We start from the raw sequence: 12,436 nt of genomic DNA on the forward strand, positions 1-12,436 counted from the left end.
CCTCTTTCATCCGAATCTATGACCCGCAGCGCTGTTGACGCTCTGGGTGGGCCGACAGGGCGTTTTGCTCGTTCAGTCCATTCCGGGTGGTGGACACCCCTGCGTGCGATTATCACGCTGGCATGGACGTTTTTGGCCTTTGGCTTCTTAAGCAAGGCAACCTGTGCGGGCAGTCGCCGGGGCGAGGACGGCATCATCAGCCTGAATTGGGATGGCAACCGCCAATACACGGCTTTTTGCTATAACGACATCGTCCCTCTCTATGGTGGTCGCGGACTTGATCAGCCGGGCTTCCCCTATGCCTATTCCTGGGTTGAGGGCGATCTCACCCGCTACATGGAGTACCCGGTACTGGCCGGCCTCTTCCAGGGAGCCGTCGGGTGGCTGGCGCGCAGCACCTATCCGGCCGTCGAGTGGCTTGGGATGGCAGATGTCAGCTGGTACTTCGGACTGACCGCGTTCATCATGTCTCTCGTGTGGGTCGGCACCGTGGTGATGGTCTTCCAGCTCACGGGCAACCGGGCATGGGACACCATCCTCATGGCGGCCAGCCCACTCGTGGTTATTCACGCTTTTACGAACTGGGATATCCCGTCGGTGGCCTTCATGGTGGGCGCGCTTCTTGCAGTGACAAAGCGTAAGAACTGGCTCGCCGGCATCCTCATTGGACTCGGCACAGCGTTTAAGCTGTGGCCCCTGTTTATCGTGGGCGCTTTTTTGGTGTTGGCCATCCGCCACAAGCGCTGGGCACCTTTCTTCAAGATGTTCGTGGCGACCGCTGCGACGTGGCTCGTGGTGAACCTTCCCGTGGCGCTGGCTTACCCCGAAGCGTGGGGCGAGTTTTTCAGACTCAATCAAGAGCGCGGTGCGGAGTGGACCACGATCTATGCGCTGTTGAGCCGGGTGACGGGCGTAGGCTTTGAGGCTGAATCCCTCAATACCTTCTCACTTGTGGCCTTCCTGGCGTGCTGCGCTGCGATTGCCATCTTGGGGCTCAAGGCGCCGCGGGCGCCCCGAGTGGCCGAGATGATTTACCTCATCATCATGGCCTTCCTGATCTTCAACAAAGTCTGGTCGCCGCAGTACTCACTGTGGCTCGTCGTACCGGCACTCTTGGCCCTGCCACGTTGGCGCCTCATCTTTAGCTGGGCGCTTGCCGACGCCCTCCTCTGGCCCATCCTTACCTGGCACATGCTTGGGGCTGAGAATAAGGGCCTGCCGCACGAGATGCTGGATATCGCGGTGATTACTCGTGATGGCTTCATCATTGCCATCGGTGTGCTGATCATCCGTCAGATGTGGGGCAAATCGGAAGATAAGGTCCGTGCTGCGCACGGCGGTAGGGATCCATTGGCGGGGGATTTTGCGCTATGACTATGACGATCCTGGGCATCATCTCCATCACGCTGGGTTTTATCTGCGTGTTGAGCGCCTATTACCTTTTTCAACGCTCTCAAGACCGCACCTGGCCCATTGTGCTGGGGCTGCTGGCTCTCTTGTTCCTCACTGTGATTCCTGCTGGTTCGGCGATCTTTGTCGCGTCGACACACTAGCTGCGGCCGAGGAGATAGGGGATTTCCTTTTCCGCCGGTCAGTGCGGTACTGTGTGAGGGTTGCTTGACGCAACAGACCCTCCTGCCATATCCGCAAAGGTGATATGGCCGATACCAATTACTAGACCATAGGAGGTGATGAGGTCCGTGCGTCACTACGAAGTCATGATCATTCTGGATCCCAATCAGGATGAGCGCACCGTAACCCCGTCCCTAGACAAGTTCCTCGAAGCAGTCCGCAAGGATGGCGGCAAAGTCGAAAAGGTTGACGTGTGGGGCAAGCGCCGTCTTGCTTACCCGATCAACAAGAAGGAAGAGGGCATCTACGCAGTCGTGGAGCTGGAGTGCGAATCCCACTCTGTTCTCGAGCTTGATCGCCGTCTGAACCTGAACGACTCCATTATGCGTACCAAGGTTCTGCGCACCGACAGCAAATAGCGGATACTGGGTTTCGAGCAATCCACGTAACCGATATTAAGGAGTAGAGACATGGCTCAGGGAGATACCAACATCACGGTTGTCGGCAACATCGTTGCTGACCCGGAACTGCGCTTCACCCCGGCGGGTGCCGCAGTGGCGAATTTCCGTGTTGCCTCCACCCCGCGTCGCTATAATCAGCAGACTTCCCAGTGGGAGGATGGCGAGGCCATGTTCCTCACCTGCAACGTGTGGCGTCAAGCCGCAGAAAACGTTGCGGAGACCTTGACCAAGGGCATGCGCGTTATCGTTACTGGCCGTTTGCGCCAGCGCTCTTACCAGACTCGTGAGGGCGAGAACCGCACTGTTTTTGAGATTGAGGTCGATGAGGTCGGCCCGTCCCTGCGTTATGCAACTGCTCAGGTTAACCGCAAGTCCGGCAACGGCGGCGGCAACTATGGCGGCGGCCAGCAGCAGGGTGGTGCTAACTACGGCGGCGGCAACCAAGGCGGTTTCTCCGGAAACCAGGGTGGTTTCTCTGGAAACCAGTCCCAGTCCTCTGCCCCGCAGCAGTCCCAGCAGTCGGCTCCGAGCAACGATCCGTGGAATTCGGCACCCCAAGCAGGAAGCTTTGGTGGTGCGGATGCAGAACCCCCGTTCTAAGACTGTCACGCAAGTATTCATTTAACTCAATTGAAAGGCAGGGATCATGAAGCTGATCCTCACCGCTGCCGTTGAGAACCTCGGCGCCCCCGGCGAAATTGTAGAGGTTAAGGACGGCTACGGACGTAACTACCTGCTTCCGCGCGGCCTGGCTATCGTTGCCACCCGCGGTGCTGAGAAGCAGATCGAGGGCATCAAGCGCGCCCAGGAAGCTCGCGCAATCCGCGACCTGGACCATGCACGCGAGATCCGTACCCAGCTGGAGGAGCTCAAGGACGTTAACGTCCCGGTGAAGACCTCCGAGTCCGGCAAGCTCTTCGGCTCCGTGTCCGCAGAGGACATCGTGAACGCCGTTGCCGCCGCTGGCGGCCCGAAGCTGGACAAGCGCATTGTTGTGCTTCCCAAGGGCCTGGTCAAGAAGACCGGCAACTACCAAGTCGAGCTGAAGCTGCACGCTGACGTTATCGGCAAGGTGAACTTCTCGGTCGTCGCTGCCTAAGAATTAAGGCGCACGACGGTCACCCTCCGTCCGCCCGTGTGTGAGGCGCGGCGCCGGTACGCAGGACGTGATCTTAAGACAACAGCAAGGCTTGAGGCCGTGCTCCTCCCACTATGTGAGGTGGTGAGAGGAAGCACGGTCTCAGGCCGTTTTGTGGGCTTTTGGGGATAGAGATTTAGGGTCAGATTCAAACTGTGGATAACGCGCATTATCTGTGGATAACTCGGTGGTGAGTTAACGGTGAATTTACTCACGGCGCATGGTGTTAACCCGCTGGTAGGGGCGATTTCCAGTTGGGGGCCTACTTTTTCCACCGGTTTTGTGTGGATTTTCACACTGGGAAAAACCTTCCTTGACCAGCGGAAATAATCGTCGCTGGTCACAGCGTTGCGAAGTTGTCCACAGCCCTGACCTCTGTCTTTGCACGCTTTGTTTTTGCTGACCTGGGAATTCCACAGGTCTCTGTGGGTAACTGTGGAAGTTATGCCCAAGGGGTAGTGTCTTGACCCTCAGCTAGACTGTTGTGTACTAAGCGCGGTTGTCGCTTGGCACTGCATCGAAGCTTGGCCGTCCGGCGCGGAGAAGAGTGAGTACTTCAGGCACACGGCCAGGGTGGGATTATTGAACGGTGGGATTAATGAGCAATGACTAATGCCAGTTTTGATGATGACCAGGTTCCACCACCACCGGAGCCGGTAGAGGAGGAACCCCGCCGCTCCTACCGGCAGGAGGAGCCTAAGCGTTACGGTGAATTCCGTCAGCCGCCCGCGGACCGTGAGGCAGAACAAGGCGTCCTTGGTGCTATGCTCCTGAGCCCGAACACGGTCATGGAGGTCATTGAAGAGCTGGAGCCGGAAGATTTTTACTATCCTGCGCACACGCTCATCTACCAGGCCATGATTGACCTTTATGCCGCAGGCACCGACATTGATGCGGTGATTGTGGCGGCCCGACTCGATCGGTATAACAACCTCGAGCGCGTCGGCGGCGCGCCCTACCTGCATACCCTGTTGGCCACGGTGCCAACCGCTGCCAACGCCCGCTATTACGCGGAGATTGTCGCGGAGAAGGCGGTGCTGCGCAAGCTGGTGGACGCCGGTACGAGAGTCGTCCAACTTGGCTTCCAGGGCTCCGAAGACATGGAGATTGAGTCCGTGCTGGATCGTGCCCAGCAGGAAGTGTTCGCCGTCGCGCAGAAGAAGACGACCGAGGATTACCGTGCGCTGAGTGATCTCATCGATCCCACCATTGATGAACTCGCCGCCCTGCAACAAAACGGCGTGGAGTCCGGCGTGCCCACCGGCTTCATCGACCTCGATAACCTGACCAATGGCCTGCGCGCCGGCCAGATGATCATCGTCGCCGCCCGCCCTGGCGTTGGTAAGTCCACGCTGGCCATGGACTTCATGCGTTCGGCATCATTACAGCACAACAAGACCTCTGTGGTCTTCTCCCTAGAGATGTCTGCCTCAGAGATCGTTATGCGCCTGTTGTCGGCGGAGGCGGAAGTGAAGCTGTCGGATATGCGCGGTGGCCGCGTGTCCACGGAGGATTGGGCCAAGATCGATGACACCCTCAACCGCATCCAGGATGCGCCTCTGTTCATCGATGATTCCCCGAATCTCACCATGATGGAAATCCGCTCGAAGGCCCGCCGCCTCAAGCAGCAGCACGGTCTAGACCTCATTGTGCTGGACTATATGCAGCTGATGTCTTCGGGCAAAAAGGTGGAGTCCCGCCAGCAAGAGGTTTCGGAGTTTTCGCGCCAGCTCAAGCTGTTGGCCAAGGAGTTGGAAGTTCCGCTCATCGCTATTTCGCAGCTGAACCGTGGTCCAGAATCCCGTACCGATAAGAAGCCGCAGCTGGCGGATCTACGTGAGTCCGGCTCGCTTGAGCAGGACGCCGATATGGTTATGCTGCTCTACCGCCCGGACTCGCAAGACCGCGATGATCCCCGTGCTGGTGAAGCAGACATCATTTTGGCTAAGCACCGTGGCGGCCCGATCGACACGGTGAAGGTGGCACACCAGCTGCACTACTCCAAGTTCGTCAACATGGCGCACGGTTAAATTACAGGTCCACCACGGCGTTGGGGTCACCCAACCGTGGGCCGAGGATGACCAAGACCAGGAAGACCGCAGCCGCGGCGAGCGCCAGCCATCGCCATACCGGGAAGAAGCGCTCGCCACAAAGCCGGGCGAATGCCGCGCCGATGAGCGCGCCGATCGTATTGAAGATGAGGTCATCAATATCAGTGCGTCCGAGCGCAAAGGCATACTGGACTGTTTCCAGTGCCAAACTCAGCGCGAATCCCCACGCGGCTGTTGCCTTGATTGATCGGCACATGCTGAAGACGAGCATGCCGAAAGGAATGAAAAAGGCGGTATTGCCCGCATACTCAAAAAGCGGGCCAAACCAGGTGCCTCCGGAGAACTCATCAAGCGGCACCAAGCGCAGGTCCCGAACTCGCTGGTTCTCCGGTTTCCAGAGGTAGCCAATCTGATAGAAGGGCTTAAGCGTGGTGAGCGCGACCATGACGGCGACCCACGCTCCGAGCGCGACCCTATTGAGCAAGGGTCCTGCCCTTGAACTCTGGCAGGGTCAGTGCTGCTACAGCTGCGAGGCCGAAGGCCGCTGCGAACAGCACGAAGAGCCAGCCCGTTCCCGCCACGGCGATGAGCGGCGGAACGATAAGCGGCGCCAGGATCGATGCGAGTCGGCCGAAGCCAGCTGCCGCACCGGTACCGCGCCCGCGTAGGGCGGTGGGGTAGAGCTCGGGGCCGATGGCGTACAGCGCTCCCCACGCGCCAAGGTTGAAGAAGGAGAGCAGGCAACCGGCCAGGATGATCGTGGCCTCGGTGCTGGCAAAACCGTAGAGACCTGCAGATAGCGCAGAGCCCACGAGGAAGGTAGCCAGGGTGGAGCGGCGCCCCCATGACTCGATGAGCCAGGCGGCTGCGGCGTAGCCGGGGAGCTGGGCCAGAGTGATAATGAGCGTGAAGCTGAAGGACTTCACCAGGGAGAAGCCATCCGCGACAAGCAGTGACGGAATCCAAATGAAGGCGCCGTAGTAGGAGAGGTTGACGCAGAACCAGATGGTCCACAGCGCCAGCGTGCGCCCGCGTAGGGATTTCGACCAGATGCTGGTGGCGGTGACATCTTCCTCGGAGTAGGTCGGTGCCGGGGTCGTGCGGTCAATGTCTGCATCGTCTACCTCGGCCTCAAAGGACGCGACGATCTCTTCTGCTTCCTCGTGGCGGCCTTTCGACTCCAGGAAGCGCACTGATTCAGGCAAGTGAAGGCGTACATAGAGAGCGTAGAGCGCGGGCACCATGCCGAACACTAGGGCCCAGCGCCAGCCGCTTTCCGACGCCCCCACGACGAACGTTCCAATGACCGCGGCGAGGATCCAGCCCACGGCCCAGAAGGCTTCCAGCAAGACCACCATGCGCCCACGGACCTTGAGCGGTGCGAACTCGGAAATCAGCGTGGAGGCCACCGGCAGCTCAGCGCCGAGGCCGAGCCCAATGAAGAAGCGCAGGACGATGAGGAGTGTGAGGCCCGTTGCTAGGGCAGAGGCGCCCGTGGCGAGGCCATAGACCAGCAAGGTCAGCGCAAAGATGTGGCGGCGGCCGAACTTATCGGCCAAGAGGCCGCCGAAGGTGGCACCCAAGGCCATGCCGATGAAGCCCACGGACGCCAGCCAAGAGGATTGGGTCGGCGTGATCCCCCAGTGCACGGCCAGAGCAGCCATGATGAAGGAGATGAGGCCCACGTCCATGGCGTCGAGCGCCCAGCCGATGCCGGAGCCGAAGAGGAGACGTTTGTGTTTTCCAGTGACGGGAAGGCGGTCGAGCCTCTCCGTGCGTGAGATAGAGCGATGATCAAGACGATTCATGCAGGCTAAGCTTACTCCGCGGGGGTAAAGCTTTTCAGCCGCAGAGAATTGGTCACGACAAAGACCGAGCTCAGAGCCATTGCCAACCCCGCCAATAGGGGGTTGAGCAGGCCAAACGCTGCCACAGGAAGAAGAATAATATTATAGGCGAAGGCCCAAAATAGGTTGCCCTTGATGATATGCAGGGTGCTGCGCGCGAGCCGCACTGCCTCGGCGACGGAGTGCAGGTCGTTGTTCATCACCGTGATATCGGACGCTTCGATGGCAACATCGGCTCCCGCGCCCATCGCGATTCCGAGGTCTGCCTGAGCGAGTGCCGCGGCGTCGTTGACGCCATCGCCCACCATCGCCACGGTCTTTCCCTGTTGCTGTAGTCGGGTTATGGCTTCCACCTTGTCAGAGGGCATGACCTCCGCTGTCACGTTGGCATCATCAATGCCAACGGCTCGCGCCACTGCGTGTGCCGCACCGGCGTTGTCGCCTGTGAGCAGATGGGGTGTAAGACCTAGGTCCTGCAGTGCGGAGATGGCAGCGGCGGCGGACTTCTTAACGCGGTCTTGTAGCTCGATGGTCCCCACCAGGTCATCCGCCACGTAGACGCCGACTTGCGTCCCGGTGCCGTCGTAGCCCGCAGGTGGGCGTCCCACCCGCACGCGGGTACCTTCAACGGTTGCTTCGATCCCTTGCCCTGGTAGCTCGTGGAAGCCCTCGGTTGCGGGCATCCCGCCGTCGTAAGCCGCGCGGATAGCCCTCGCGATGGGGTGCTCGGAACCCTGCTCGGCGGCGGCCGCAAGACGGAGAACCTCTTGCTCTGAGTGCCCTGCTGCGGCCTGAACCGCCGCTACTGACATCTGGCCTTCGGTGACGGTGCCCGTCTTGTCCAGAACGATGGTGTCGATCTGGCGCGTCGATTCCAAAATCTCCGGGCCCTTGATGAGGATTCCCAGTTCGGCGCCGCGTCCGGTGCCCACGAGGATTGCGGTGGGCGTCGCCAAGCCCATGGCGCACGGGCAGGCAATGATGAGGACGGAGACGGCGGCCACGAATGCTGGGGCGACGCCGCCGACCCACAGGTGAGCTAAAAGCGCGAGGATAGCGATGCCGATGACGATGGGGACGAAAACCGCAGCGATGCGGTCGGCGAGGCGCTGCACAGGGGCCTTCGAGGTCTGGGCCGCAGTGACCAGCGCACCCATCTGGGCCAAGACGGTGTCGGACCCGACGCGGGTGGCGCGCACCTCAAGGCGTCCAGAGGCGTTGATGGTAGCGCCCGTCACCGTGCTGCCGGGTGAAACCTCAACCGGCATTGACTCGCCGGTGAGCAGGGATTCATCCACGGCTGAGTGACCGCTGATCACCACGCCATCGGTGGCGATCTTCTCGCCGGGGCGGACCACAAAAATATCGTCCACGTGCAGTTCGCTGGCGGGGATGCGGGTTTCGGTGCCGTCGCGAAGCACGGTGGCTTCTTTAGCCCCCATAGTCAGCAGCGTGGTGAGCGCCTCGGAGGAGCGCCCCTTAGCTTTAAGCTCGAACCACCGTCCAAGCAGCAGGAAGGTGATAACCATGCCGACGGATTCGAGATAGATGTGGTCCATCTGCGCGTCATTGGAGCGTAGCGTCATGTGCATGGTCATACCGGGCATTCCGGCATCGCCGAAGAAGAGCGCGTAGAGCGACCAACCAAAAGCGGCGGTGGTGCCCAGCGTGATGAGGGTGTCCATCGTGGCGGCGCCGTGCTTGAGGTTGGCCCAGGTGGCACGGTGGAAGGGAGCGCCGCCGATGACGTAGACGAGTGTCGTGAGCATCAAGCAGGCCCACTGCCAATGCTGAAACTGCAGGGCGGGGACCATGGAAAGCAGCATCACCGGCAGCGAGAGTGCCGCGGAGAGCAGAGTGCGCTGCAGAATATCCGAAGCCTCGCTCTCACGGGCGTCCTCCGCCGTGCTGGTCGGCTCCTCTCCCTCACCATCCACGGTAAAGGCTCCGTAGCCCGCCCCTTCGACGACGCCGATAAGATCGGCAGGCGTCGTCGTTGCCGGATCATAACTCACGGAGGCGGATTCCGTGGCGAAGTTGACCGTGGCCTCAACGTTGTCGAGCTTGTTGAGTTTGCGTTCCACCCGGGATGAGCAAGATGTGCAGGTCATCCCGGTGATGCCGAGGGTGAGGTTGGTGCTCATGGCGTTTAGGCCAACTCGTAGCCGGCTTCGGCGACGGCAGCAGCGACTTGTTCATCGCTAAAGCCCTCCCCGGTGACAGTGACTGCGCCGGTGGTGTGATCAGCGGTGACGTCGGTGACGCTGTTAATTTCCGAGATTTCTTCCTTGACGGAAAGCTCGCAGTGGCCACAGGTCATGCCGGTAACGGTGTAGGTGGTGGTGCTCATGGTGATGAATCCTTCTCTCTTCTTAGCGGTTAATGCTACTGCCAAGAATATACCCCCCTGGGGTATGTGCGCAAGAAATAATTGAGTCTTGTGTACCGTTGAGGGTTGATAGAACCGGTACATTTCCCCGAAACAGATAGGAAGAGACATGGCAACGATTGACATCACTGAGGACACGTTCCAGGAGACCATCTCCGGCGAGGGCATCACGCTCGTTGATGCCTGGGCGGAATGGTGCGGCCCATGTAAGCGCTTCGGTCCGGTTTTTGAGAAGGCATCTGAGGAGCACCCTGATGCCACGTTTGCCAAGCTGGATACGGAGGCAAACCAGGATCTATCCGCAAAGCTGCAGATTCAGTCCATCCCTACCTTGATGGTGTTCCGTGACGGCATCCTTGTCTTCCGTGAGGCTGGTGCATTGCCGCCGGCAGCTCTAGAGGATCTCATTGGCCAGGTTAAGGCGCTCGACATGGATGAGGTCCGTGCCCAGGTGGAGAGCCAACAGGCGGAATAGTCCCGAAGAGTTCTCCTAGGCGCTGTAGGCTCAGGTGGGCCTGCCGCGCGCGCTTTCCTGTGAGTATCGCTACACTCGCAGGAAAGCGTCTTTTTATATAGGCCACCAATAAAAGCTGCATTAAATACTGTTGCAGGAACCACTAAGGAGTGAGTGCGATGGCAAATCCATTTAGCAAAGGCTGGAAGTATGTGATGGCTTCTTTCGATCAGAAGATCGATGAGAACGCTGACCCCAAGGTCCAAATCCAGCAGGCAGTGGAAGGCGCAAAGGAGCAGCACCGCCAGATTTCCGAGCACGCGGCGGAGATTATTGGACGCAAAACCCAGCTGGAAATGCAGCTTAATCGCTTGGTGAAGACCCAGAAGGACTACCAAGACCAGACCCGCCGAGCATTGGAGCTGGCGGATGCTTCCGAGGATCCGCAGAAGGCTGCCGAGTACAACCAGGCGGCAGAGGTTGTGGCGAGCCAGCTGGTCGCCGTCGAAAATGAGCTGGCGAATCTGAAGTCTCAGCACGAGGCCGCCGCCCAAGCAGCCGAGCAGGCAAAGGCCCAGCAACAGCAGTCGGAGGCCCGCCTTAAGGAGCAGCTCGCGCAGGTGGACCAGTTGCTGTCCCAGGCTGATCAGGCGGCGATGCAGGAGAAGAACGCTGAGGCCCTGGACTCCATGAATGAGCTCAAGCCCGATGATTCCACGCCAACGTTGGATTCGGTACGCTCCAAGATTGAGAAGCGCTACGCTGATGCTCTCGGCGCTCAGGAGCTGCACCAGGCAGCTGGCGGCAGCCGGATTCAGGAGATTTCGGCCGCGGGCCACGATATGGCCGCCGCATCCCGCTTGGACGAGATTCGCGCTGAGATGGCCAAGAATAAGGAGATCGAAGGTTCCCCTTTCGCTAGCGACCAAGCGCTTGAGGCCGGCGCCGAAGCTGATGCTAGTGATGTCAACGCCGAATCGGACACCGCCGAGGGCAAGCAGTAGCCACCGCAGAGCATATCACCGCATAGAAAAGGGGCCTTTGCGAGCGGGCCGCGCAGCGCGGCCTGAGTGTTTCAGTACCTTATGCTCTCAAAGGTCCCTGTGGTGTTTTAGCCATCTTGGCGGCGGATATTGATGAGCACGCCGCGAATGCCCGAGTGGAAGCCATCGCGCAGGTTGACGCGCTGGGTTTCGGTGAGCGTGTACTCGTGCAGCGTTTCGCAGGCGAACTGCAGCAGCGGGCGGTCGATTTCCGGTGGCAGCCCGCCGCCCGAGAGCAGGTGAGCCTGGTCGCGTTGATCGGCGCTCGCGGCGTTGTCGAACCACCACGAGGCATATTGCTGTCCCACATCAAAGGGGGACTGGAACCCAGCGGAGCTCCACACTTCTTCAGGGAGCGGAACGTACTTCGAGCGTAGTTTGCGGCGCGGTGCCATCATCGACGGCTTCGGTGCGGCCGGCTTGGGAGCAGGCTTCGGGGCTTCGGTGCCTGCTTCCGACTCTTCGTCGGCAGGCTCCTGAGTAGCGGTTCTAGGCTGGGAGGGTTCCTCGTCCTCGGCGGGGAGGCTGGGTGCTGCTGACTTGGGGTGAGCGGCCGTGGCCGCTACGTCTTGTGCCGCGGCAGAAGGAGTGGCCGGCCCGGGCTTCGGTGCGGAGGGGAAAGCAGCTTGTGCCTCGGTAGGTTCTTCGCATTCCGGAGCGAGCTCGCTAGCGGCATCGCTCACGTCTTCGCTGCCGTCCTCGGAATTCTGGGGTTCGCGGATGGTCGGCGGCAGCGGGCCTTCGAGAACCTCGAGCTCCATGGCGTCTGCGAAGTCCTCGCGCGGATCAAGGATTGTGGTGGAATCACACGCATGGCGCAATGCAGAGGACATGGAGTCCCAGCCAAAACCGTAGAGATGCACGCGCACGCCGTTATTGACGGCCTCCTGCACACCGGGGATCATGTCGGCATCGCCGGAGACCAACACAAAGTCCGTGACTTGGTCCTTCATAGCGGAGACGATCATGTCGGCGACAAGACGGGTATCCACCGCTTTTTGGGTGCGGCGCTCGCCCCATTCGATGAGTTGGCCGGTACGCAACTGCACGCCGTCGCAGACGCGCAAAGCTCGCTGATAGCGGTGGGGGCCGGTATCGGGGATGCCGTCGTACCAATACTGGCGGTGGATTCGGTTGCCAACTTGGTTCTCAATCATGGAACCAAGGGAGCTGACTACTTCGGGTAAATCAATCTCTAGCTGGGCGCGGGCGCCCGTTTCCCAAGAGTTGTAGAAACTGGCGAGTAGATATGACGTGTCGACGAAGACAAGTGTTCGTTCAAGCATGGCTCCTAAATTCCGTTCTATTTCTTCTAACTAATTTTCTTAGGTCACTTCTGTGAGGTCTTCCAGCCTAAGGCCGGTGTAGTCCAGTGTGCCCCATTAGCCACAAAACGTCGATAATCTTGATGAAATTCCCAGGTAATAAACGTGTTTGGTGGAAACCTTGAAAGGTCGCCCGGTCAGTTATATGGTTAGTTA

Annotated in this window: 13 protein-coding genes; 8 read left to right on the forward strand and 5 right to left on the reverse strand. The window is 59.9% G+C overall.

The window, feature by feature from the left end; all coding sequences use genetic code 11:
- Positions 1 to 18 precede the first annotated feature (18 nt).
- The 6 genes from ABZS45_RS11155 (at position 19) to dnaB (ending at position 5,201) form a co-directional block, all read left to right on the forward strand.
- Entirely contained in the window at positions 19 to 1,374 is a 1,356-nt protein-coding gene (locus tag ABZS45_RS11155) for a glycosyltransferase family 87 protein (protein ID WP_412099878.1), read from the forward strand.
- Positions 1,371 to 1,553, forward strand: a complete 183-nt coding sequence (locus ABZS45_RS11160) for a hypothetical protein (RefSeq protein ID WP_412099879.1) — start codon at positions 1,371 to 1,373, stop codon at positions 1,551 to 1,553. The genes ABZS45_RS11155 and ABZS45_RS11160 overlap by 4 nt, the downstream gene beginning before the upstream one ends.
- A 147-nt stretch (positions 1,554 to 1,700) precedes the next feature.
- On the forward strand, positions 1,701 to 1,991 hold the full coding sequence (gene rpsF, locus ABZS45_RS11165; RefSeq protein ID WP_412099880.1) for a 30S ribosomal protein S6: 291 nt from the start codon (positions 1,701 to 1,703) through the stop codon (positions 1,989 to 1,991).
- A 51-nt stretch (positions 1,992 to 2,042) separates the two neighbouring features.
- Complete coding sequence (locus ABZS45_RS11170; protein ID WP_010187897.1) at positions 2,043 to 2,633, forward strand: single-stranded DNA-binding protein; 591 nt, start codon at positions 2,043 to 2,045, stop codon at positions 2,631 to 2,633.
- Between the two features lie 46 nt (positions 2,634 to 2,679).
- Positions 2,680 to 3,132: a 50S ribosomal protein L9 gene (rplI, locus tag ABZS45_RS11175; protein WP_010187895.1), complete on the forward strand. Its 453-nt coding sequence runs from the start codon at positions 2,680 to 2,682 to the stop codon at positions 3,130 to 3,132.
- Between the two features lie 644 nt (positions 3,133 to 3,776).
- Positions 3,777 to 5,201 (forward strand): replicative DNA helicase, encoded by a 1,425-nt coding sequence (dnaB, locus tag ABZS45_RS11180; RefSeq protein WP_010187892.1) that lies wholly within the window; start codon positions 3,777 to 3,779, stop codon positions 5,199 to 5,201.
- A 1-nt stretch (position 5,202) separates the two neighbouring features.
- Here the strand turns inward: dnaB and ABZS45_RS11185 are convergent, their stop codons facing one another.
- The 4 genes from ABZS45_RS11185 to ABZS45_RS11200 are packed head-to-tail and all read right to left on the reverse strand — an operon-like array spanning position 5,203 to position 9,419.
- Positions 5,203 to 5,706 carry a VanZ family protein gene (locus tag ABZS45_RS11185; RefSeq protein WP_412099882.1) on the reverse strand — a complete coding sequence of 168 codons (504 nt, stop codon included), beginning with the start codon at positions 5,704 to 5,706 and terminating at the stop codon, positions 5,203 to 5,205.
- Positions 5,696 to 7,030: an MFS transporter gene (locus tag ABZS45_RS11190; protein ID WP_412099883.1), complete on the reverse strand. Its 1,335-nt coding sequence runs from the start codon at positions 7,028 to 7,030 to the stop codon at positions 5,696 to 5,698. The genes ABZS45_RS11185 and ABZS45_RS11190 overlap by 11 nt, the downstream gene beginning before the upstream one ends.
- 11 nt (positions 7,031 to 7,041) lie before the next feature.
- Positions 7,042 to 9,213, reverse strand: a complete 2,172-nt coding sequence (locus tag ABZS45_RS11195; protein ID WP_412099884.1) for a heavy metal translocating P-type ATPase — start codon at positions 9,211 to 9,213, stop codon at positions 7,042 to 7,044.
- Positions 9,214 to 9,218: 5 nt separating this feature from the next.
- A complete protein-coding gene (locus ABZS45_RS11200; protein ID WP_412099886.1) occupies positions 9,219 to 9,419 on the reverse strand; it encodes a heavy-metal-associated domain-containing protein in 201 nt (66 codons plus the stop codon).
- 148 nt (positions 9,420 to 9,567) lie between these two features.
- On the opposite strand from ABZS45_RS11200, the gene trxA reads away from it, so the two are divergent.
- Positions 9,568 to 9,933 carry a thioredoxin gene (gene trxA / locus ABZS45_RS11205; protein WP_412099887.1) on the forward strand — a complete coding sequence of 122 codons (366 nt, stop codon included), beginning with the start codon at positions 9,568 to 9,570 and terminating at the stop codon, positions 9,931 to 9,933.
- Between the two features lie 158 nt (positions 9,934 to 10,091).
- A complete protein-coding gene (locus ABZS45_RS11210; protein WP_412099888.1) occupies positions 10,092 to 10,916 on the forward strand; it encodes a PspA/IM30 family protein in 825 nt (274 codons plus the stop codon).
- Between the two features lie 107 nt (positions 10,917 to 11,023).
- Here the strand turns inward: ABZS45_RS11210 and ABZS45_RS11215 are convergent, their stop codons facing one another.
- Positions 11,024 to 12,241, reverse strand: coding sequence for an NYN domain-containing protein (locus ABZS45_RS11215; protein ID WP_412099889.1), 1,218 nt, complete (start codon positions 12,239 to 12,241; stop codon positions 11,024 to 11,026).
- Positions 12,242 to 12,436 lie beyond the last annotated feature (195 nt).

Source organism: Corynebacterium aurimucosum (assembly GCF_046895345.1).
Taxonomy (GTDB): domain Bacteria; phylum Actinomycetota; class Actinomycetes; order Mycobacteriales; family Mycobacteriaceae; genus Corynebacterium; species Corynebacterium aurimucosum_G.

What these genes read in the sequence shown, in the direction of transcription:
- trxA (WP_412099887.1), top strand. Translation starts at nt 9,568, where the DNA reads ATGGCAACGATTGACATCACTGAGGACACGTTCCAGGAGACCATCTCC.
- ABZS45_RS11155 (WP_412099878.1), top strand. Translation starts at nt 19, where the DNA reads ATGACCCGCAGCGCTGTTGACGCTCTGGGTGGGCCGACAGGGCGTTTT.
- ABZS45_RS11190 (WP_412099883.1), bottom strand. Translation starts at nt 7,030, where the DNA reads ATGAATCGTCTTGATCATCGCTCTATCTCACGCACGGAGAGGCTCGAC.
- dnaB (WP_010187892.1), top strand. Translation starts at nt 3,777, where the DNA reads ATGACTAATGCCAGTTTTGATGATGACCAGGTTCCACCACCACCGGAG.
- ABZS45_RS11195 (WP_412099884.1), bottom strand. Translation starts at nt 9,213, where the DNA reads ATGAGCACCAACCTCACCCTCGGCATCACCGGGATGACCTGCACATCT.
- ABZS45_RS11170 (WP_010187897.1), top strand. Translation starts at nt 2,043, where the DNA reads ATGGCTCAGGGAGATACCAACATCACGGTTGTCGGCAACATCGTTGCT.
- ABZS45_RS11160 (WP_412099879.1), top strand. Translation starts at nt 1,371, where the DNA reads ATGACTATGACGATCCTGGGCATCATCTCCATCACGCTGGGTTTTATC.
- rplI (WP_010187895.1), top strand. Translation starts at nt 2,680, where the DNA reads ATGAAGCTGATCCTCACCGCTGCCGTTGAGAACCTCGGCGCCCCCGGC.
- ABZS45_RS11200 (WP_412099886.1), bottom strand. Translation starts at nt 9,419, where the DNA reads ATGAGCACCACCACCTACACCGTTACCGGCATGACCTGTGGCCACTGC.
- ABZS45_RS11210 (WP_412099888.1), top strand. Translation starts at nt 10,092, where the DNA reads ATGGCAAATCCATTTAGCAAAGGCTGGAAGTATGTGATGGCTTCTTTC.
- ABZS45_RS11215 (WP_412099889.1), bottom strand. Translation starts at nt 12,241, where the DNA reads ATGCTTGAACGAACACTTGTCTTCGTCGACACGTCATATCTACTCGCC.